Annotated in this window: 14 protein-coding genes; 9 read left to right on the forward strand and 5 right to left on the reverse strand. The window is 64.7% G+C overall.

Annotation, left to right across the window (positions count from 1 at the left end):
* Positions 1-140 precede the first annotated feature (140 nt).
* A complete protein-coding gene (locus OKA04_RS15540) occupies positions 141-2,138 on the reverse strand; it encodes an ATP-dependent DNA helicase (RefSeq protein ID WP_264502101.1) in 1,998 nt (665 codons plus the stop codon).
* 412 nt (positions 2,139-2,550) lie between these two features.
* Between OKA04_RS15540 and OKA04_RS15545 the strand changes: the two genes are divergently transcribed.
* The 3 genes from OKA04_RS15545 (at position 2,551) to OKA04_RS15555 (ending at position 6,221) form a co-directional block, all read left to right on the forward strand.
* Positions 2,551-3,915: an LptF/LptG family permease gene (locus OKA04_RS15545; RefSeq protein ID WP_264502102.1), complete on the forward strand. Its 1,365-nt coding sequence runs from the start codon at positions 2,551-2,553 to the stop codon at positions 3,913-3,915.
* Positions 3,916-4,002: 87 nt separating this feature from the next.
* Entirely contained in the window at positions 4,003-4,791 is a 789-nt protein-coding gene (locus OKA04_RS15550) for a hypothetical protein (protein WP_264502103.1), read from the forward strand.
* 413 nt (positions 4,792-5,204) lie between these two features.
* Positions 5,205-6,221 carry a BON domain-containing protein gene (locus tag OKA04_RS15555; protein ID WP_264502104.1) on the forward strand — a complete coding sequence of 339 codons (1,017 nt, stop codon included), beginning with the start codon at positions 5,205-5,207 and terminating at the stop codon, positions 6,219-6,221.
* Positions 6,222-6,408: 187 nt separating this feature from the next.
* Here the strand turns inward: OKA04_RS15555 and OKA04_RS15560 are convergent, their stop codons facing one another.
* The 4 genes from OKA04_RS15560 to OKA04_RS15575 all read right to left on the reverse strand — a co-directional run bounded on the left by OKA04_RS15560 (position 6,409) and on the right by OKA04_RS15575 (position 13,236).
* Positions 6,409-7,878, reverse strand: a complete 1,470-nt coding sequence (locus OKA04_RS15560) for a hypothetical protein (RefSeq protein WP_264502105.1) — start codon at positions 7,876-7,878, stop codon at positions 6,409-6,411.
* 800 nt (positions 7,879-8,678) lie between these two features.
* Positions 8,679-9,143, reverse strand: coding sequence for an EVE domain-containing protein (locus tag OKA04_RS15565; protein ID WP_264502106.1), 465 nt, complete (start codon positions 9,141-9,143; stop codon positions 8,679-8,681).
* A 16-nt stretch (positions 9,144-9,159) separates the two neighbouring features.
* Positions 9,160-10,458 carry a DUF4332 domain-containing protein gene (locus OKA04_RS15570; RefSeq protein ID WP_264502107.1) on the reverse strand — a complete coding sequence of 433 codons (1,299 nt, stop codon included), beginning with the start codon at positions 10,456-10,458 and terminating at the stop codon, positions 9,160-9,162.
* A gap of 63 nt (positions 10,459-10,521) precedes the next feature.
* Positions 10,522-13,236, reverse strand: a complete 2,715-nt coding sequence (locus OKA04_RS15575) for a valine--tRNA ligase (RefSeq protein WP_264502108.1) — start codon at positions 13,234-13,236, stop codon at positions 10,522-10,524.
* An 847-nt stretch (positions 13,237-14,083) separates the two neighbouring features.
* Here OKA04_RS15575 and OKA04_RS15580 point away from each other — a divergent pair.
* The 6 genes from OKA04_RS15580 (at position 14,084) to murA (ending at position 21,795) form a co-directional block, all read left to right on the forward strand.
* Entirely contained in the window at positions 14,084-14,722 is a 639-nt protein-coding gene (locus OKA04_RS15580; protein WP_264502109.1) for a YiiX/YebB-like N1pC/P60 family cysteine hydrolase, read from the forward strand.
* A gap of 71 nt (positions 14,723-14,793) precedes the next feature.
* The gene (locus tag OKA04_RS15585) at positions 14,794-16,296 is read left to right on the forward strand and encodes a hypothetical protein (RefSeq protein ID WP_264502110.1); all 1,503 of its coding nucleotides are present in this window, start codon (positions 14,794-14,796) and stop codon (positions 16,294-16,296) included.
* A gap of 212 nt (positions 16,297-16,508) precedes the next feature.
* The gene (locus OKA04_RS15590; RefSeq protein WP_264502111.1) at positions 16,509-18,011 is read left to right on the forward strand and encodes a hypothetical protein; all 1,503 of its coding nucleotides are present in this window, start codon (positions 16,509-16,511) and stop codon (positions 18,009-18,011) included.
* 99 nt (positions 18,012-18,110) lie between these two features.
* Complete coding sequence (locus OKA04_RS15595) at positions 18,111-19,238, forward strand: M20 family metallopeptidase (protein WP_264502112.1); 1,128 nt, start codon at positions 18,111-18,113, stop codon at positions 19,236-19,238.
* 390 nt (positions 19,239-19,628) lie between these two features.
* Positions 19,629-20,495: a peptide chain release factor N(5)-glutamine methyltransferase gene (gene prmC, locus OKA04_RS15600; protein WP_264502113.1), complete on the forward strand. Its 867-nt coding sequence runs from the start codon at positions 19,629-19,631 to the stop codon at positions 20,493-20,495.
* A 31-nt stretch (positions 20,496-20,526) separates the two neighbouring features.
* Positions 20,527-21,795 (forward strand): UDP-N-acetylglucosamine 1-carboxyvinyltransferase, encoded by a 1,269-nt coding sequence (gene murA / locus OKA04_RS15605; protein WP_264502114.1) that lies wholly within the window; start codon positions 20,527-20,529, stop codon positions 21,793-21,795.
* Positions 21,796-21,835: the final 40 nt, after the last annotated feature.

Raw genomic sequence — 21,835 nt, forward strand, 5'->3', positions numbered from 1 at the left:
GGCCCTTTTGAACCGCAGCTCTTTGGAGCAGTGAGATCTTGGAACCGCTTATTTCACGGGAGTCGTCGGAGCGGGCTTTGCACTTGCCGGCTGAAGCCAGCACTCCGCCTGCGGCAGCCAAGACAATCACTCCCCCGCCCTCACTGGACGATCTCGACGGGTGCCTTTGGCAGGGCGTCGAGGAAGAGGCGGCCGTAGCGCTTGGTGAGGATGCGGTTGTCGAGGATGCTGACGAGGCCGCTGTCCTTGGCCGTGCGGATGAGGCGGCCGACTCCCTGGCGGAGCTTCAGGATGGCCTCGGGGACGGAGTAGTCCATGAAGGGATTTCCCCCCTCGGCCTCGAGCGCCTCGAGGCGGGACTGGGTGAGCGGGTGATCCGGCACGGCGAAGGGCAGGCGCGTGACGACCACATTCGACAGGGTCTCCCCGGGTACGTCCACGCCGGTCCAGAAGCTATCCGTGCCGAAGAGGACGCTGTGCACATCCCGGCGGAACTCCTCCACCATGCGATGCCGCGGCATGCCATCTCCCTGCACTAACAGCCGCCAGCCATTTCCCTCGAAGTGTGCCTTCAACTTCTCCGCGGCATCCCGCATGGTGCGGTAGCTGGTGAAGAGCACGAAGGCCTTGCCCTCGCTGGCTTCCACGGCGGCACGGATCGCATCCACCAGCGCCCGGCCATACTGCGGGCTGGTGGGTTCCGGCATGTTCTTCCAGATACGGATCTTCATCTGCCGCTCGAAGTCGAACGGGCTGCCAATGCACAGCGGCGGCACATCTTCCGCACCGACGCGGCCGCGGAACCACCCGAGCAGCGGATCCCCCACCCCGAGCGTGGCGCTGGTCATGATGCAGCTCTTCCCCTCGCCGAAGAGGATGGAGCGCAGCCGGTCCGCGACGTGGATGGGCGCGGCGTGGAGGGAAAAAAGGCTCTCGTCGCGACCGGAGCGCTCGATCCAGTGGACGGTATCGTCATTGCTCTGGTCGAGGAAGCACCCGATCGCCCCGTGGGCCTCGCGTAGCTTCCGCGAGGCGTCGAGCAGCTCGGCCTTCGTCGTCTCGCTGTCCACGTCGGCGGCGAGGGCGTCGATCTCCTGCCAGAGCTTCCGCAGCGGCTCGGCGGCACGGTTTGGCACCAGCTCCGGGGCACGGACGCGCCATTCCTTCGAGTACTGGCCGAAGGTGGCGGCGTGGCCGAGGTCGCCGAAGAATTCGTCGGCAGCCTTCAGCGCCTCCTCCACGGCGAAGAGCACGGAGGACTTCCGGAAGGGACGCAGCACGCCCTTCTTCGTCCGCGGATTGTAGAGCCGCTGGAGATCGAAGCGCATGCCCGCCTGGCTCACGCGCAGGCCGAGCTGCACGGCGGCCACCTGCTCGAGCGTGTGGGCCTCGTCGAGAACAACGAAGTCATTCGGGAAAAGGAACCCGGATGGCCGCTCCTGCTCCAGATTGTCCCCCGTATCCAGCAGCGCGAAGAAGAGGGTGTGATTCACCACCACCAGCTTCGCGTCCGCGGCGGCCTTTCGCGCTTCCTGGAAGAAGCAATTCCCCCGCGGGCCGCAGTAGCGTGCGGTGCAGATGTGGGGCTCCGAGCAGACCTGCAGCCAGATCTTCATGGAGGGCTGGAATTCCAGGTCGCTCAGCGTGCCATCCCGCGTGGACTCGGCCCAGCGGCGGATCTGCTCCAGCTCCTCGTTTTCCGTGGAGGTGAAAAGGTCGCCGGATTGCTCGAAGGCGCGCTTCAGCCGGGCGGGGCAGAGGTAGTTTTGCCGGCCCTTCAGCAGCACCGCGGGCAGTTCCTCGCCGAGCAGCTTGCGGACGATGGGGATGTCCTTGCGGATGAGCTGCTCCTGAAGATTGATCGTGTGGGTGGAGATGATCGCCTTTCGCCCGGTCTGGAGGGCGTAGCGGGCGGCGGGGATGAGGTAGGCGAGCGACTTCCCTACGCCAGTGCCCGCCTCGGCGACCAGGCAGCGCTTTTCCACGAGCGCCTGCGCCACGGCCGTGGCAAGCTGCTGCTGCTCCCGCCGGAACTCGAAGTCGCGGGACTTCGAGAGCCTGCCCTCGCTGGAAAAGGCCAGCGCGATCTCCTCGACGAAGGCATCGGGCATCGGCTGTCCCTCGAGGGTGGAAATCATGCGGACCGCATTGCGCCGGGAGGAGGGGGGAATGCCAAGCGCCAATGCGTTGTGATGGGGTGATTGGGGGGAAATGAGGGATTGGGATATTGAGCGATTGGGAGAGGGAGGGAGGACATCAGGGGGACAGACTTTCGTTCGTTTCGTTGTCGATCCAGTTGCATCCGAGGAGGCGGGCCGTTCCCGGGGGCACACGGTTTCCAGCAGCAGTCGGGGACCATTCGGGCCGGTCTGATGACCGGCGCTCCCGGGGCGGGAAGCCTCCGGGGCCTTTCCCATGCTCTATCCCCTTAATTTCCCAATCCCTGAATCCGCCAATCTCCCACTCCTCTCCCCTGCTTGATTTCAACAGGAACCGACGGCCTTTACAAACGACCGTTCCATCGCATGCTCCGGACTTCGCTTCGTCGCCATGCCGCGCTTTCTCGTTCCCCTGCTCCTCGCCCTCGGTGGCGTGCTGCTCGCCCTGAAGATCGGGCCGACCGAGCAGGCGGCCGTCCAGCAGCAGTTGGAAAACTTCCCCGACGTGCAGGCAAAGGCGCACCTGATGCGACCGGTCATCGCCGTCTTCCTGTGTTTCCTCCCGGCGATCGGCGGAGTGCTCTACTACGCGGGTGACACGCTGGCGCGGTATGTGAGCCGGCAATTCGTGTCGAATTTCCTGATCTGCATCCTCGGCCTGCTGGCGGTGTGGCTGCTGACCGACCTGGGCGACAACATCGACGACCTGAAGGACAGCAAGAATGTGGCGGGGTTTGCCCTGCAGCTCTACCTGGCGCGGATGCCGGAGGTGCTGGTGACGCTGCTGCCATACTCGCTGATGCTGTCCGTGCTCTACAGCCTGGGCCTGCTGTCGCGCTCGCGGGAGATCGTGGCGATGATCCAGACGGGACGCGGCCTGACGCGGCTGACGATGCCATTCTTCGTCGGTGGAGTGCTGGCAGCGCTGCTGTGCGCGGGGCTGAACTACCAGTGGGCCCCCGCCGCCGTGGGCGCGGAAAAGGCCATCCTGCGCAAGGCAAAGGGCCAGGACAGCGTGGCCGAGCCGAACATCCGCTACCGCAACCACGACGATCGCCGCCTGTGGATGATCGGCTCCTTCCCCGCCGACTACCAGATCGGCGCGCCGCTCCAGCGCGTGACCGTGATCCAGGAAAACCCGAACGGTTCGATCGCCCGGATCATCTCCGCCAAGACCGCCGCGTGGTCCCCGCTGACGCGCGACTGGTCCTTCACCGAGCCGCGCGTGGCCGAGTGCACCACGGGCACCTCGCCGGATGGCCAAGCCCCGGATTTCACGAAGAACCCGCCGTCCGACCCGCTGGTGGTGAAGGGCTGGAGCGAGGTCCCCGCCCAACTCATCCGCCCCGGCCTACCCGCCGGACAGCTCGGCATCCCGGATCTGAATGATTGGCTGACGGCAAACCCGCAGGGCACCTGGGCAAGCCGCGGCGGCCACCTGACGCAGTGGCACTACCGCTGGGCGCAGCCGGTGAATTGCATCATCGTGGTGATGCTGGCCGTGCCGCTCGGGGTGGTATTCAGCCGCCGCGGGGCCGGTGGCGGCGTGGCCGTGGCGGTCTTCCTCTGCGCAGGCATGCTCTTCGTCTCGAATGTCTGCCTGGCCCTCGGCGACTCCAGCCACATGAAGCCGGCGCTGGCCGCGTGGCTGCCAAATGCGATCTTCGGCGGGGTGGCGATCTTCCTCTTCCAGCGCCGCATCTCCGGCCGCCCGATCTACCAGACGCTGCGGAAGATCATCCCTGCTGCTGCCTAGGAATTGGGAAATTGAGAGAATTGGAGATTGGGTTTTTCCAACGGACCCAATTTCCCTAATCACCCGATGTCCCAATTTCCGTAACAAATGGCCCTCCAAGAATCCTGGCACATCCGCTCCCGCTCCCGTTCCTGCGCTGCCACCGAGCGCTCGTTTGACGATGGCGAGGCGATCATGACGGCGCTCTTCCCCGATCCGGAGTCCTCGGGCTACCTGCGGAAGGACTACTGCCTCGCCTCTTGGAAGGCCCGCACCACGGAGGACGAGAAGCCGCTGTCCTTCTGGAAAACCATCTACCACGCGCCCGTGGCGGGTGAGAAAAAGGAGGACGTCTTCAAGAAGGAGAGCCCGGAGGAACTGCTGCGCCGCCTGGTGGAGGAGGACGAGGACCACACCGAGAACGTCCGCTACATCCTGGCCGTGATGCTGGAGCGGCGGAAGATCCTCCGCGAGACCGATACCCAGCGCACCCCCACCGGCATCCTGCGCGTGTATGAGCACCGCAAGCTCGGCGACCTTTTCATCGTCCGCGACCCGGACATCCCGCTTTCCCAAGTGGAAACCGTACAGCAGGAAGTCTTCGACCTGCTGGAAAACGGCGGCCGCGTCGCCGGACCGGAAGAGGAAGAAACCCCTCGAGTCCCCGAGGGCGAAGTGACCGCCCAGCAAGCGGAAGCCGAGGCAGAAGCCGAAGCGATCGCCGCCGCCGAAGAGCCAACCGAAGACTCCGCCCCCGATCTCGACGCTCTAACAGAAATCCCCGTCGCTGAGGAAGCTGAGGAAGCTGAGGAAGCTGAGGAAGACGAGGAAGACGAGGAAGACGAGGAAGACGAGGAAGACGAGGAAGACGCCAGCGAGGCTGAGAAGAAGGCGTGACGCCTATGGAAACTTGGAAAGGAGCGCTTCAGAGAAGACCGCTCCCAAGTGCTTTCTGCTCAGAAAGTCCGACCGCTAAAAACGCGAAAGGACGCGAAATTTGTTAGAGCCGGATTCTCTTCCTGCCTTTCAGATTTCGCGCATTTTCGCGTTTTTCGCGGTCTCACGAAAGGCCGCAACAAGCATCGCGGCGCACTCCATCCACGATGCCCGGGATGGGGCATTGGCATTGCAAGCGAAGTAGCACGCCTCCCCCACCCTACCGGGTTGAAAAATGCACTCTCCCGGATGCGCGCTGCTCGATTTCGTGCCACCTGCAACCCTCGCACAATACGTTAAACGACTGGAAACCAATGACCGGACCTCTCCGGCACGGGGCTTGCGATTGGGATACAGCCCCGAATTCAAGTCCCATGAAGAACCTTGCAAGAACGACCCGACGCCTTCTGGCGATTACTGCTCTGACACTTGCGACCGCCCACGCCACGCCGGAAATCGTTCCGACGGATGACGCCGGACTCGCGGACTTCATCAGCATGACTTTCAGCGCCGACGAGCGCCTCGCCGAGGACGGCATCCGCGTCTCGGTGAACCAGGGAATCGCCACCCTCACGGGCCGCGTGACCACTCTCAATCAGGCCGAGCGCGCCGTGGAACGCACCAAGTCCGTTGAGGCGGTGCGCGGCGTCATTTCCCTGATCAAGATCGCCCCGGCCCGCACCAGCGACCAGCAGGTGGGCGCCGAGATCGCCCGCCGCATCGGAGCTTCGCCAGGCATCGGTACCAGCTCCGTGACCGTCGGCGTGCGTGGCCAATTCGCCGTGATCGACGGCAAGGTCGGTACTTGGGACGAGCAGGAGCTTGCCCGCGAGATCGCCTCAGAAATTCCCGGTATTTCGATGATCGAGAACCGCGTCGAGGCAAGCGACAGCTCCGCTCGCAGCGACCGCGCCATCCGCTGGCAGATCCAGCGCGACATCGCCGATGATCCGCTTCACGACGGCCTGAACATTTCCGTCTCCGTGAATGGCGGCAGCGTCCGCCTCGCCGGGGAAGTCGGCACGACCGGAGAGAAGTCCCAGCTCATCCATCGTGCGAAAGTCGCCGGTGTGGGCACGGTGAATGGCGATGGCCTCGACGTAACGCGCAGCCTCTCCATGGAGGGCATGACGGGCAAGGTGCCGAGTCAGAATGCCATCCGCCAGACCCTCAATGATGTCTTCGCCCGCGACAAGCGCCTGAAGGGCGCGGACGTGACCATCGACCTCCAAGGCCGCATCGTGAAGCTGGGCGGAAGCGCCGCCACCGCCGAGGTGAAGGCCGCAGCCGAGTCCACCGCCCGCGGTGTCCCCGGTGTGGAGATCGTGGTCAACCGCATCACCGTCGGCAGCCCCGATCGCCAGGTGGCCTCGGTCGGCACGGGTGAATGAGTGACCGAGATACGGGACAGCATCCCGTGAATTTCATGCCCCCTTTACAGGGGGTTAACGGAGGGGAGCCGGTGGCGTGAGCCACCGGCTTTTCGATTGAGGTAAAGCAGCGGTTGCGGAAGGAGATGGGAGATAAGTCTCGGCATTGGACACTACCGCCGACTCCCGACTTCCGCCCCGCACGGCATCATGCCTGGAGCCTCGCGAAGGGATCGGTGAACTTGTCCTCCTGCTTCCCCTCGATCTCTTCCCAATCCCCGGGCATCTCGATTTCCTCGACGGGCGTCTGGATGCCGGCAGCTTCGAGACGGGCTGCATGGGCGGCGGCGTCTTTCCTCATCAGCTCGCCAAAGGCCTCACCGCTCTCCACGGTCATCGCGGAAATGCCTGCGCAACGCTGGCGATGGATCTCCCATACCTCCGAGGAATCGCCGCCCTTCACGTGCCGATATTCCACATGCTCCGGCATCTCGGGCATGGGGTGGGCCGTGGAGGTGACGAGGCACCGTCCATCCGTCGTCCAAGTGCGGAAATCAACCTCGTGGATCTCCACGAAAATGCGCATCTTTGAGACACGCGCCTGCGTGACGTGACAGAAATGCCTGTGGTCCGGCGAGCCGAGGAGCGCCACACGGATCATCAACTCGCCGTGCGGTGAATGCAGATGGTTGCAGCCTTGGTTCAGCCATGTGCCGAGCTCGGGGTGCTCCCGCAGGCGGGCCACCCGCGCGGCGAGCTCCGGGCCGGGTGCCACATTCTTGCAGGCCTCCGCATTCGCGAAGAGCTGCCGCACCAGTGCCGGCGAACTCTTTGCCTTCAGGATCGCGAGGATGAAGCGGAGCCATGGATTCCGCCGCGAGCCCATCAAGAGGGCCATCGGCAGCTTGTATTGGTAGATCGTATAGACCTTCCGCGGGCGGACCGGTGGCGCGCTGACGGTCATCGCGGAAAGCCGGACCAGCGAGGTCGCGGGCACACCGGAAAGATAGAACCACCCATCCACGTGGCGGACGCACTTCAGCCCGCGCTCCATGGTCGCCCAGATGGCAGAGACGAAGAATGACAGGATGGCAATCGTTCCCGCCGTGGCCAGCACGCTGAGGCTGGAGATATGGACAGGCAGGTCTTCCATCGCGATCTCCGCCTGGGTGATCAAGCTCTCCACCTCTCCCAGGAACACGATGATGAGGCCGAAGAGGAGCATCGATCCGCCGGTCAACCATCCCCTCAGTCGATCTCGCCGGAGCCGGGCTTTCGTCGCGGGGACGGAGAGGTGGCACTGGAGATTCGCGACGCTCCGGGTGCCGCGAGCGAAGGGGCTGATCAGCAGCTTCGTGAGGAAGAGCGCGAGCAGGAACTCCAGGAAGGGGAAGCGGCGGGTCTCGACGTAAAGGAAACCCGCGACCGCCGCGGCGACCGCCAGGGGGATGAGCGAGAGAAGGATGGCCGGGCCATTCGCCGCGACGAAGATCTGGTGGGACGAGGTGGTTTCATCGCCCTCCCTGCCGGTGAGCGGGATCGCGGGCAGGCGTGCGCCATCGCGGATGAGCAGGTGATCGCCATTCACCATCCACAAGCGCCCGTCCGCCGCCGGAGTGGAGGCATCCACCGCGACCGGCGGGATATAGGGATTCAGCGAGGGAGGGTCTTCAGGCACGACAGCACTCCAGCGTGGTAGATCCGCGGGGGCAAGGACGGTCGTTGGTTCTTGGGTGGGGTGTTTGGTCGGCTTGGGGTTTGGCCGGGGCTCTCAAGGGCTGAGCGCCGACCGTAGTCGCACTCGTGACGGTGCGGGGGCTGTCCTTGTGGCGGACCTCACCCGTGGCTCGCGTGGTGCCCAGCGGAGGATGGGAAATGCAGGCTGCTCAGGTAGCGTCCCTCTCTCCAGGGCCAAAGGCCCGGCCATCCCTCAGCCCGGGCCATCGGCCCGGGACAAATGCCGTGCAAGCATGGCGGCCTGAAGGGCCGCGATACGTGACAGCAAGCCTCGACCTGAAGAACACGCCGTGACGGCCATGCCGGGCAATGTCCTACCCGGGCAAGAGGCGGCGTTTGTTTGACCGGCAGGCCTGCATCCTATCGCAGCCCTTCAGGCCGCCGACCTGTGTCGATCACCCAACCCCGGCCGATGGCCGGGGCTGAGGGATGGCCGGACCTTTGGTCCTGAAAACCGGAGCTTTTGATGGCGGACTTCACCCGCGACTCCGCGTGATGTCACCACCGCTTCTACGGTGGGTGGGAAAGCACCGCTCACAGCATGGCCGACTGTAGTCACACCGGTAACAGTGCGGAGGCCGGATGAATTGCTGGCTTCTCATATGGCTCTCTACAGGGCCAAAGGCCCGGCCATCCCTCAGCCCGGGCCATCGGCCCGGGAACAACGTGGTGCGATCATGGCGGCCTGAAGGGCCGCGATACGTGACGGCTACACTTTATACTTCACGGTTCTCCGCTCCCTCACGCCTTCCAGCCGCCGAGCTTGCAGATCCGCTTGAAGTGCTTCGCTTCGACGGGGGTGATGGAAAGGCGGGTGCCTTTCTGGAGGACCATCATGCCTTCGAGGGCAGGGTCGTCCTTCATCTGCTGGAGCGGGACTTCGCTGGAGAACTTCGCGACGAACTCGAAATCAACGAGCATCCAGCGCGGGTTCTCCGGCGTGGACTTCGGGTCGTGATACTCGGACGCGGGGTCGAATTGCGTGGGGTCCGGATACGGTGCACCGACCACGCGGGCGACGCCGACGGAACCGGGCGGCGTGGCATTCGAGTGGTAGAAGAGGGCGAGGTCGCCGGGCTTCATCTCGTCCCGCATGTAGTTCCGCGCCTGGTAGTTCCGCACGCCGCTCCAAGGCTCCTGCTTCACCTTCGCAAGGTCGTCGATGCCGAAGACATCGGGCTCGGACTTGATCAACCAGTGACGCATGAGAGACAGGGGCTGGCTACTTCTTGATGCGGATGGAGGTGCCGCAGAAGGTGCAGTTGTACCACTTGAAGACCATCACCTGCAAAGCCACGGCACCGATGTAGCCGAGCAGCGGCAGGTGGTGGGCCTTGCGGTTCTTCAGGCACTGCTTCGGCACATACATGCGCTGGGCGCAGACACGGCACTTCGCGCCAGTGCTGATGATCGCGTAGAGCACGCCGAAAACGGGCAGCGCCAGCGGGAAGGCGATGATCCACGGCGGCACCCAGGGGAATTTCTCCGGCTTCATGTCGGAGAGGATGAGCAGCGGCGCGGCGATGATGGCGAGCGGCACCAGGAGCTGGAGCAGCACGGTGATGAGCCCGCCGAACCAGACCTGCAGCGGCTTGTCATGCAGCACGCCGCGAATGAAGAAGCGCGATCCGGGCTTGCGACCGCGATTCGTCTTTTCCAGCGGCGAGCGCAGCAGGGCGATGCGCTCGTCCTGCATGCCGGATTTGCTGGAGGAGGCGCGCACCGGCGGGGCGTCGCCCTGGAATTCCTCGATGGTGCGGATCTTCGACGAGTCAAAGCCGCGGCGGCCAGCGGGGAAATTCGAGTCCGAGACCTGCACGGAGGGCGCGGGCGAACGACGTGCGGGCGAAGCTGCGGTGCCGGTCGATACCGAAGATGATGATGACGATGCCGAGGAAGCGGGCGCCTCCGGCAGCTCGGTGCGCTGCGGCTTCTCGATGGTCACGCGGACATCGAGGTCGCCGAGCGCGCGATTGAGCAGCGGGGCGACGGCGATCTCCGAGGGGGCGATGCCACGCGCGGCAAGCTCGCGTGCCGGGATGGGCAGGGCGAGCGGCGCGGCGGCGAGCATCTCGGCGACATCCGGGTCCGCCTCGAAATTCACAGGGCCGGATACCGCGGCCAGCGCGAGCTCCCCGCTCTGGTCGGCCTCGGCAGAGGATTCCTGTGGGGCGGGCGCTTCCTGCTCCTTTTTCGTGGAAGTGGCGGCACCGGTGGTGGCGACGCGCTTCCGCCGCGGGCGATCTGCCGGGGTCTCCGCGGGCGATGAGTCCCTGCGGGTGCGGACGGTGCGCGCGGCACCGGACTCCAGCGAGCGGGCTGCCGCGGCGATCCAGCGCTCCACCTTCCGACGCTCCGGCGTGCGGGCGACGATGCGGAGCATGGCATTCGCGTCGGCGATCTCCCGGGTCAGCACCTCGGGATCCGCCTTGGCAAGTGTCTGCGCATCGGCCCAGCCGGTGGCTTCCAGCAGTTCCGCGTCATCAGGTCCGATGCCTTCGATATCAACAAGCTTCCCCATTTTTCTCCCCGGGTCCCGAAAGAAAGGCGCGACTCTAGGGTCCCGCGTGCCGCTGGCAAGGACTCATGCGAGACCTTGCAACATCTCGCGGAGTTGAGCCAGTTTCCCGCGCCATTCTTCCAGGCGCGCCTTCTCCTGCTCCACCACCTCGGCGGGGGCACGGGCGACGAAGCTCTCGTTGGAAAGCTTCGCCTCGCTGCGGGCCAGCTCCTGCTCCAGCTTGCCGATCTCGCGGGTCAGGCGGATCTTCTCCGCTTCCACGTCGATCAGGCCTTCCAGCGGCAGGTAGATCTCGCCCACGGCGGTGAGCGCCACGGGCGTGCCCTTCAGCGCGTCGTAGGCATCGTCGAGCAGGATCTCCCCGGCACCGGTGAGGATGGCCAGCACGGACTTCTCCTCGCCGAACCAAGCGACGGGGCTCTTGATGACCAGCTTCACATCGCGGCGGGTGGCCACGTTGTACTCGGCCTTCAGGTTCCGGATGCGGCCTGCGGTCTCGTAGATCGCGGCGGCCTTTGCCTGCTCGGCGGCGGTGTCCTCGGCGGACAAGCCGGCCAGCACGGGCTCCTCGGGAAGCTCCGCGAGCATCAGGAATTCGCCCTCGTTCATGTAGCCCATCCGCAGGGAAAGCTCCTCGGTGATGTGCGGCATGAAGGGATGCAGGAGCTGCAGGTAGCGGCTCAGCACCGTATCCATCACCGAGACGGTCACGGCGCGCGCTTCCGGCGCGGCGCTGTCGCGCAGGTCGCCCTTCACGGCTTCCAGGAATTGGTCGCAGAAGTCGCTCCACAGGAACTCGTAGAGACGCTGGGCCAGCTCGCCGAAGCGATAGTCGGCGTAGATCTTGTCCAGATCGGCCGCGAGCACGTCGAGCTTCGCGAGGATGTCGATGTGGAAGCAATTCGCCATGCCGACCACATCGTGATCTTCATCGTCTTCCCCGTCGTTTTCCGGGAACTCGATCTGCCCGGCCATCTCGCGGAAGCGGCAGGCATTGTAGAGCTTGTTCGCGAAGTTCCGCCCGCCCTCGATCTGCTCCTCATCGTAGCGCATGTCGGCGCCGAGCGGCGCGATGCGCATGAGGCCGAAGCGCACGCCATCCGAGCCATACTTGTCCATCAGCTCGATGGGGTCCGGCGAATTGCCGAGCGACTTGGATAGCTTGCGGCCCTTCATGTCGCGGATCAGGGCGGTGAAGAAGACGTTCTTGAACGGCAGCTCGCCCTGGAAACGGAAGCCCGCCATGATCATGCGCGCCACCCAGAAGAAGATGATGTCTGGCCCCGTCACCAGGTCGGTGGTGGGGTAGAATTTCTTCAGCGTCGGCGTCTCCTCGCCCACGTTTGCCATGGTGGCGAAGGGCCAGAGCCAGGAGCTGAACCAGGTGTCCATCACGTCCTCGTCGCGCACCCACTCCGCCTCGTCGGCAGGGGCCTCGGTGCCCACGTGGATGTCGCCGCTGGTGAAGTCCGACATGTCGAGCGACTCGGCATTCTTCAGCTCGTCGAGCTTCTCCTTCCGATACCACACGGGGATCTGGTGGCCCCACCAGAGCTGGCGGCTGATGCACCAGTCCTGCAGGTTTTCCATCCAGTGGGCATAGGTCTTCGCCCAGCGCTCGGGGCGGAAGGCGATCTCGCCGTTTGCCACCGCATCGGCGGCTTCCTTCACGCAGGGATACTTGAGGAACCACTGCATCGAAATGCGCGGCTCCACGGGCACGTCGGCGCGCTCGGAGTAGCCGACGTTGTTTTTGTATTCCTCGATCTTGATGAGCAGGCCCATCTCCTCGAGCATCGCGGCGGCCTTCCGGCGGGCCGCGAAACGCTCAAGCCCGTGAAGCTCCGGCAGCTCCGGGCAATTCACATGACCGTCCGGCGTGAGCACGTCGATGATCTCGAGATTGTGGCGGATGCCGATCTCGAAGTCCGCCTTGTCGTGCGCGGGGGTGATCTTCAGCGCGCCGGTGCCGAACTCGATGTCCACGTGCTCGTCGGCGATCACCGGGATCGCGGCGTGCGGGAAGGGACGGTTCACCGTGCGGCCCACGTACTTCGCGAAGCGCGGGTCCTTCGGGTTCACGGCCACGGCCACGTCGCCCATGAGCGTCTCCGGGCGGGTGGTGGAAATTTCGAGGAACTCGCCGGGAGCATCCGTGAGCTCGTACTTCATGAAGAAGAGCTTCGAGTTCTGTTCCTTCATGATCACCTCTTCATCGGACAGCGCGGTGAGGGAGACCGGGCACCAGTTCACGATGCGCTTGCCGCGGTAGATGAGGCCTTCCTTGAAAAGCTCCACGAAGACGTGGCTCACCCACTTCGTGTAGGACTCGTCCATGGTGAAGCGCTCGCGGCTCCAGTCGCAGGAGCAGCCGAGGCGCTTGAGCTGGCTGATGATGATGTTGCCGTGCTTGTCCTTGAAGTCCCAGACGCGCTTGAGGAATTCCTCGCGGCCGAGGTCGCGGCGGGTCTTGCCTTCCTTTTCTCGCAGCTCGCGCTCCACCTTTGTCTGGGTGGCGATGCCGGCGTGGTCGGTGCCGGGGAGCCAGAGGACTTCCTTCCCCAGCTGGCGGGCGCGGCGGGCAAGGATGTCTTGGATGGTATTGTTCAGGACGTGGCCGAGATGCAGGATGCCGGTGACATTCGGAGGCGGGATGACGATCGAGTAGGCCTCTTTTTCGGAGGACGGATCGGCTTCGAAGCACTTCCCTTCGAGCCAGGCGGCGTACCACTTGGCTTCCACCTCTTGGGGTTCATAGGCTTTCGGCAGGTCGGACATGGGCGCGGAGGCATGCCAGAGGGCTCCCGGTTTGTAAAGGAGGGCGGCAAGCGAACCGCGATCACGGGTGGGGCTCGTTGCGGCGCCCCCCTGGGAGCGCCGGTCATCAGACCGGCCCGGATGGTCCCCGGCTGCGGACGGAGACCAGGTGCCCCCCGGGTGAGGCAGGTCCTTTGGAAAGTCAGGCGGAGGACAACGAAACGAACGAAACAGGCTAAAGAAAGGCGATGAAAACCAAGAAATTGGATAATTGAGAAAGCAGGCGATTGGGCGTTTTCGGATTCGAGCGCTTGGGTGAGGGCGGAAAGCCCACGAGGCATTTCAAATTTCGTCCATTTCGCTCGTTTCGTTGTCCTCCCTCTCCCTCCCGCCAAACGCACCGCACGGAGCCCCACCCACCGTGGTCGTGGTGGTGACACCATGCGAAGCTACGGGTAAGGTCTCCTATCAGAAACTCCGGTTTTCAGGACCAAAGGTCCGGCCATCCCTCAGCCCCGGCCATCGGCCGGGGTTTGAGGATCAAGATGGATCGGCGGCCTGAAGGGCTGCGATAGGATGCAGGTCGGTCAGTCAAACAAACGCCGCAAGTCGGCCGAGCCGAACATTGCCCCGCGCTGCCTTTACGTCGGGGCTTTCAGGGCGAGGCCCGCTGTCACGTATCGCGGCCCTTCAGTCCGCCATGCTCACGCAACGTGATCCCCGGGCCGTTGGCCCGGGCTGAGGGATGACCGGGCCTTTGGCCCTGGAGAGCTGAAGGGCCGGTCTGATGACCTTCGCTCCCCAAGCCCCCAAGAAGACGCTTCCCCATGGACTCCCGGCGGATCGCGGTTATTCTCGGCGGAAAGATATGATGACGCGTTGCTCCTCCTCCGCTCTCGTGCTGTCCGCGACCCTCTCGCTCGCCGGTCTCGCCTCCGCCGATGTGGCGGCGGTACCGTATGACCTCCGCGAGGGCGATATCCTCTTCCACGGCACCGGCGGGCAACAGGCGGACGCGGTCCGCGGCGCGACGGATTCGCCCTACACGCACTGCGGCGTGGTGCTCAGCGACAAGGGCCGCCTGCTGGTGCTGGAGGCCGTGCAACCGGTGAGCATCACCACCGTGGAGGAATTCGAAAAACGCTCGAAGGCCGGCACCTTCCACGCCCGCCGCCTGAAGTCCGCGCCGGACGCCGCCGCGGTGGAAAAGGCGAAGGCCTGGGGAAAGAAGCAGGTCGGCCTGAACTACGACACCGGCTTCAAGTGGGGCGATGACAAGCTGTACTGCTCCGAGCTGGTCTGGAAGGTCTTCCACGAAGCCGGCGTGAAGCTCTGCGAGCCGCGCCGCTTCCACGACTACAAGCTCGACCACCCGGACGTGAAGCCGCTCATCGCCCAGCGCTACGGCTCCGCCGACAAGCTGCCGAAGAACGAGCCCGTCGTCGCCCCCAGCGACCTCGCGGAGTCGGACCTCCTAGTGGAAGTCCCGCGCGTGGAGAAGAAGTGAGGCCCGCCTCGCCGACGGGATGAATTTCCGGCTGGGGATTTGCGTCCCATGGAGCTTCAATCCCCGACGCCTTGAAGAAGACAGCTTCCATCGCCGCAGCCATCGCCATCGCCGCCGGGGCCATTGCGATCTTTGCCTTGTCGAGCAGTGACGACGGGGAAGCCGCGGCGACCGGCAATGCCACGGGGACGCGCCCGGGCAGCCTGCCCTCGAAGACGGAAAGGATCGACGACGAGCGCGACCCCGAGCGCTTTGACACGCTGGATGCCGGGATGAAGGAACTGGCCCTGGAACTGGAGAAAGCCGCCATCAAGTGGCAGCGGAACCGGCCGGAAGATGAAGGTTTCCACCAACTCACGAATGACTGGCGGGAGTTTTCGATGGCGAAGATCTCGGCTCTCGATATCGAACAAATCCGGCAGCTCGGCGAGTGGATGGACTCGGGCTCTTACTCGGAACTTCACGACTACCGGAAAGAGCTCATCACGATCTGGGCCTCCCGCGAGCCGGAGGTGGTTCGGGCGAGATTGATGGATATCGCGGAAGACCGAGGATTTCTGGGCGAGGGGGAGAGCGGTTGGAAGAATGCCTTCCGTGATGAATTTGCCGACGACCTCCACCATGCCTATGTCGGCCACGCCATGAAGGATCCCAAGTCGGCATGGGAGACATTCCTCAAGGACGAGGCCGATCCCCGGATGAAGAGGCTGGTAAACGGAGTCATCACCGTCTCCGGAATTTTCAAGGAGTATGCCGCCCAGCTCCCGGGCGAGGCCTGGAGCCTAGCGCTGGCGACACAAGATCCCGACCATTCCACGCAGATGGTGGAGGGATTTGCGGACGGGGCACCCACCGGGCAGGACTGGGAGAAAAAAGGCTATGAGCTGGCGGAGTCGCTTGCCGCCCGCGGAATCGAAGCATCGCAATGGCCGTTCCAGTCGATCGGCGAACGCTGGCTCGCGGAAGATCCCGTCGCGGCCTTGGATTGGTTTGCCCGTTGCGCCCCGGAGGATGCCTTGAAGTCGGCCCGCGACCGTCTCAAGCGTGGTCGCAGTGACGATCCCTTCGAGGACGCTCCAGCACGCAACTCCGAGGAAGCCGCGATGCTACTGAAGACCTATCTCCTCGTCGAAATGTTCCACTCCTACAAGGATCGGAGCCGCGAGACCGTGACCGCCTTGCTTCACCTCAACAAACACGGGGAGGATCAGGTGGCGCTCGAAGCCCTTGGCGAACTTTTGGGAGCGGGGCTCTATCCCATGAAGGTCCCGTTGCTCGAAGTGATTCCCGGAATCCCCTCGCCGGAGGACCGTAACTCCCTGTTTCTCCTAGCAGTGCGCGGGATTCCGAACCGGAGCAATGGGTTTCCTTTGGGGATCCTCGACCCGCAACTTGAAGATCCGAATTCCAGCCTCGTCGCCATGCGTGCTCTCGCTGAGCGCCTCGACCTGCCAGCAGAGATCCGCGCCGAGGCGGAAGCAACTTTCCGAAACGTGGAAGAACAGGAACTCAAGGCGCTCCAGAAATTAAAGCAGATGCGCCGCGATGGGGATAATCCCTTCGCTCCCCGCTGATTCATTCGATCATTCGCCTTTCCGGGCGTTCGGGGTTGGACGTGGGCGTTGGATCGCCACCTATCACGGCACAACTGGTCCCGTCGATCTCCTCCAGCAGCTCGTCCGCATCCCTTCCGTAAATCCGGACAAGCCGGGCTGGCCAAACCTGATCGCCGGGCTCGCCGACGGGATGAATTTCCGGCTGGGGGTTTGCGTCCCATGGAGCTTCAATGCTGGACGCCTTGAAGAGGACAGCTTCCATCGCCGCAGCCATCGCCGCCGGAGCCCTGTTGATCTTTGCCTTGTCGGGCAGGGACGACGGGGAAGCCGCGGCGACCGGCAATGCCGCGGGGACGCGCCCGGGCATCCTGCCCTCGAAGACGGAAAGGATTGACGACGAGCGCGACCCCGAGCGCTTTGACTCATTGGATGCCGGGATGAAGGAGCTGGCGCTGGAACTGGAGAAAGCTGCCATCAAGTGGGACCGGAACCGGACGAAGGATGTAGGTTTCTACCGGCTTAAGCATGACTGGCAGAAATACGCCCTCGAACGAATCGCCGATCTGAGCACCGACGAACTCCGTCAGCTCTACGAATGGATGGGAGAGGGCACTCGCTTCGTCTCGGAGCTCCATGACTACCGGCAGGCCATTATAACGATCTGGGCATCCCGCGAGCCCGAGGTTGTCCGGACACGGCTGATGGAGATCGCTGAAGCCAATGGCTCGCTGAAGGAAGACGTCAGCCAGCTCGGAAACGATGCCCTTGCGCAGCTCGCCGACGACTTCCAAAGAGCCTATGTCGGCCACGCCATGAAGGATCCGAAGGGGGCATGGGAAGCCTTTTTGAAAGACGAGGTCGACTCCCGGGTTGATCAACTTACCCCCTTTGATGACGATATTGTCCCCGAAATTTTCAGAGAGTATGCCGCCCGGCTTCCGGGTGAAGCATGGAGCCTGGCGCTGACCACCAAAGGTGGGGACCGATGCAGGCTGATGGTGGATGGATTTGCGGACGGGGCACCTGCCGGGCAAGACTGGGAGGTGAAAGGCCGTGAACTGGCCGACTCGCTGGCTGCCCGTGGAATGGAAGCATCGCATTGGGCCTTCCGCTCGATTGCCGGGCGCTGGGTCATGGAGGACCCCATCGCGGCGCTGGAATGGTATTCCCATTCGGCCCCGGAGTCCGTGCTGCAACCGGCGAGCCACAGTCTTTATCCCGAAACTTGGGACGATCCTTACGCAAACTCGTCTCCCCTGCGACCTGACGATGCCCCGAGGCTGCTCAAGGCGGATCTGCTCGTTGAAATGTATCACCCGCCCAGGGACCGGCGCCGCGAGATGATTTCCGCATTGGATCACCTGAATAAGAACGGTGAAGATCGATTGGTCTTTTTGACTGCTACCCGAATCTTGGGCAGGGAAATGGAGCCCTCGAAAATCCCCATACTCGGAGCGCTTCCCGCAATGCCCCCTTCCGGTGACCGGGACGCACTGTTTCTCCAGGCGGTCCGTGGAATTCCCACTCGGAACAATAGAGATCAGAATTTCTCGATGCCGAACATGACATTGGACGGGCCGAATGCCAGCCTCGTCGCCCTCCAGGATCTCGCGGCTCGGCTCGACTTGCCGCCCGAGGTCCGCGCCGAGGCAGAAGCGAAGTTTCGGGAAGTGGAAGCGGCGGAAGAGGCACAACTCAAGGCACGCCAGAATTCGAAGCAACGGAGCCGGTAGAGGAGCGATCCCTTCCCCCCGCTGATTATTCATTCGCTCATTCGCCTTTCCGGGCGTTCGGGGTTGGACGTGGGCGGCTGGATGGCCTCCTATCCCCTCATGACTGGTCCCGTCGATCTCCTCCAGCAGCTCGTCCGCATCCCATCCGTGAATCCGGACAATCCGGCGGGCACGGACAAGACGGGCGAGGCGGCGCTGGCGGAGTTCCTGTCCGGCTGGCTGGCCGCGCTGGGCGCGGAGGTGGCGCTGGAGGAAATCAAGCCGGGCCGGCCGAATCTGATCGCCCGCTTCGCGCCGCGCGATGGCAGGCCGCGCATCCTGCTGGGCCCGCACCTAGATACGGTGGGCGTGGGCAGCATGACCATCGACCCCTTCGGCGGGGAGATCGGTGACGGCCGGGTGTGGGGCCGCGGCACCTCGGACACGAAGGGCCCGATGGCGGCGATGCTATGGGGGCTGAAGGAAAACGCGGCGAGGCTGGCGGATCTGCCGGTGGCGGTGGATTTCGTGGCCTTCATGGGCGAGGAGTCGGGCCAATGGGGCTCGAAGGATTTCGCGCGGCACCACGCGCATGACTACGCCTTCGCCATCGTGGGCGAGCCGACTTCGCTCGACATCGTCTATACGACGAAGGGCTCGCTATGGGCGACGCTGCGGGCGACGGGGAAGGCAGCGCATTCCTCGCAGCCGGAGCGCGGGGACAATGCGGCGATGAAGCTGGCGCGCGCGCTGGACGTGCTGGAGCGCGAGCTGGCCGCGGAACTGGCGACCTACACGCACGACGTGCTGGGCCGCTCGACGATCAATGTGGGCGTGCTTCGCGCGGGTTCGCGGCCGAATATCGTGCCGGATCTGGCAGAGGCGGAGATCGACATCCGCATCACCCCGGCCCTGCGCGATGCGGGCGGGGCGCTGGCGCTGCTGGAGAAGACGATCTCGCGGCTGGCATTGCCGCTGGAGATCGTGAAGCCGAAGGAGAATCCGCCGATGGAAATGCCGGAGACGCACCCGTGGATCGGGCGCATCCGGGAGGTGCGCGCGGCGTCGAGGCCGGTGGGGGCACCGTGGTTTTCGGATGCGGCGCACTTATCCGATGCGGGGCTGGCATCGGTGTGCATGGGGCCCGGGTCGATCGACCAGGCGCACACGTGCGATGAATTCATCGAGATTGCCGCGCTGGAAGAGGGCGCGGTGTTTTTCTCGGAGTTGGTGAGGTCTTTGGGGTGAGGGGACTTTCTTCGTGGCGCGCTTCGCGCTTCGTAGCGGAGCGACTGCGTCGCTCCGGCGGGGTGCGGGCCGCCTGATGGGGCGACGTGGCGATTTCCCGTCACGCCGCGCCCAGCCCGAATGGCGAAGCCATTCTGCTACGTTCGGGGTGCGGGCCGCCTGATGGGGCGACGTGGCGATTTTCCTTCACGCCTCGCCCAGCCCGAATGGCGAAGCCATTCTGCTACGTTCGGGGTGCGGGCCGCCTGATGGGGCGACGTTGCGGTTTCCCTTCACGCCTCGCCCTGCCCGAATGGCGCAGCCATTCTACTACGTCGGCCACGTTGCCTGCGTCGAAAATCCACTTTGCCTTGCCTCATCCGCTTCCGGCGCGCTGACTTTCCCCCGCGCATGACGACCGTTCTGGAGACCCTCGACAAGGGCACCGCCTATCTGACGAAAAAGGGCATCGAGGACGCTCGGCGAAACATGCAACTGCTGGTGGCCCACCAGCTTGCGTGCACGCGCATGGATCTCTACCTGCGCTTCGACCAGCCACTGGAGGAGACCGATCTGGCCCCGCTGCGCGACCTGCTGAAAAAGCGCGGCGAGGGCGTGCCGATCCAGCACCTCATCGGCTACGTCACCTTTCACCGCCGCGACTTCAAAACGGACGCCCGCGCGCTGATCCCCCGCCCGGAGACGGAGGAGCTGGCGGAGTGGCTGCTGAAAAATGCAAAGCTCCCGCCCAATCCGCGTATCCTCGACATGGGCTGCGGCAGCGGCGTGCTCGGCCTGACGCTGGCGGCAGACACCCCCGGCTCGCATGTCACGCTCGCAGACGTCTCGCCGGAGGCTCTCGCGCTCGCCCGGGAAAACGCGGCGGAGCTGGAAGTGACCAATGTCACCTTCGTCGAAAGCGATCTCTTCACCGCTCCCCAGCTCGGCGGGCCGGGCTACGACCTGATCGTGGCAAATCTTCCCTACGTCCCGGAGGTGGACCGGCCGACGCTGGCGAGGGAGCTGGCGCACGATCCCGCGCTGGCGCTCTTCAGCGGGGCGGACGGGCTGGATCTCATCCGGCGCTTCGTCCCCGAGGCGGCGGCGCGGCTGGCTCCCGGCGGCTGGCTTGCCTTGGAAATCGGCATCGACCAGTCGCGCGAGGTCGAGGGCTTGATGCAGCGGGCTTCCCTGACCGGCGTCTTGACTCTCAAGGACCTTTCCGGCATCCCCCGCTTCCCGATCGCGCGATGCGGTGGTTCCCCCACGGATCACTGATCGATCACCGGTCACCCTTTTCACCACTTCAATGGACAAGCTCATCGTTCACGGCGGCACCCCGATTCACGGCGCGATCACGATCTCCGGGTCGAAGAACGCCTCGCTGCCGATCCTAGCCGCCACGCTGCTGACCGATGAGGACTGCGTGATCCGCCGCGTGCCCGATGTCTCGGACACGAACTACATGGTGCAAATCCTCAGCGCGCTGGGTGCGGATGTGGAGCGCTTCTCCGGTACGGTGCGGGTGACGGCGGCGGATATCTCGGACACCGCGGACTACGAGATCGTGCGCCGCATGCGAGCGTCCGTCTGCGTGATGGGCCCGTTGCTGGCGCGGAAGCGCCGCTGCGTGGTGGCGCTGCCCGGCGGCTGCGTCATCGGGGACCGGCCGGTGGACCTGCACGTCCGCGGCTTGGAAGCCCTCGGCGCGAAGGCGGAGATCGAGGGGGGAAATGTGGTGCTCTCCGCTCCGGACGGCCTGAAGGGCGCGACGATCGACCTCTGCGGCCCGATGGGCCCGACCGTGCTGGGCACGGACAATGTGATGATGGCCGCGACGCTGGCCGAGGGCATCACCACGATCACCTCCGCGGCGTGCGAGCCGGAGGTGGTGGACCTGGCGGATTTCCTGAATTCCATGGGCGCGAAGATCACTGGAGCCGGCACGCCGGTCATCACGATCGAGGGCGTGGAAAAGCTGAAGGGCACGGTGCACAATGTGATCCCGGACCGCATCGAGGCCGGCACCTTCATGGTGGCCGCGGCCATCGCGGGGGAGGGCGTCACGCTGCGCCGCCTGCGCCACGAGCACCTCACGGCCGTGACCGCGGCGCTGCGCAAGGCTGGCCACCAGGTGCACTTCAATGACGTGGGCGATGCCTGCACCATCCACCGCGCGGACAATCCGATGCCCGCGGAGATCGTGACGGAGCCGTATCCCGGCTACCCCACGGACATGCAGGCGCAGATGACGGCGCTCTTTGCCACCACGCCGGGCACGAGCATGGTGGTGGACACGATTTTCCCGCAGCGCTTCATGCACTGCGCGGAGCTGAAGCGCATGGGCGCGGACATCCAGGTGAATGACGGCAAGGCCGTGATCAAGGGCGTGGACCAGCTCAGCGCCGCCCCGGTGATGGCCAGCGACCTGCGCGCCTCCGCCGCCCTCGTCCTGGCCGCCCTGACGGCAAAGGGCAGCACCGAGATCCGCCGCCTCTATCACATCGACCGCGGCTACGAGCACATCGATGAAAAGCTCCAGGCGCTCGGTGCAAATCTGGAGCGCGTGCGCGAGTAGTATCCATCCCGCATCGGCGCGCCGGGCGGCGACGGGGAGA

This window comes from Luteolibacter flavescens (assembly GCF_025950085.1).
GTDB classification, from domain to species: domain Bacteria; phylum Verrucomicrobiota; class Verrucomicrobiia; order Verrucomicrobiales; family Akkermansiaceae; genus Haloferula; species Haloferula flavescens.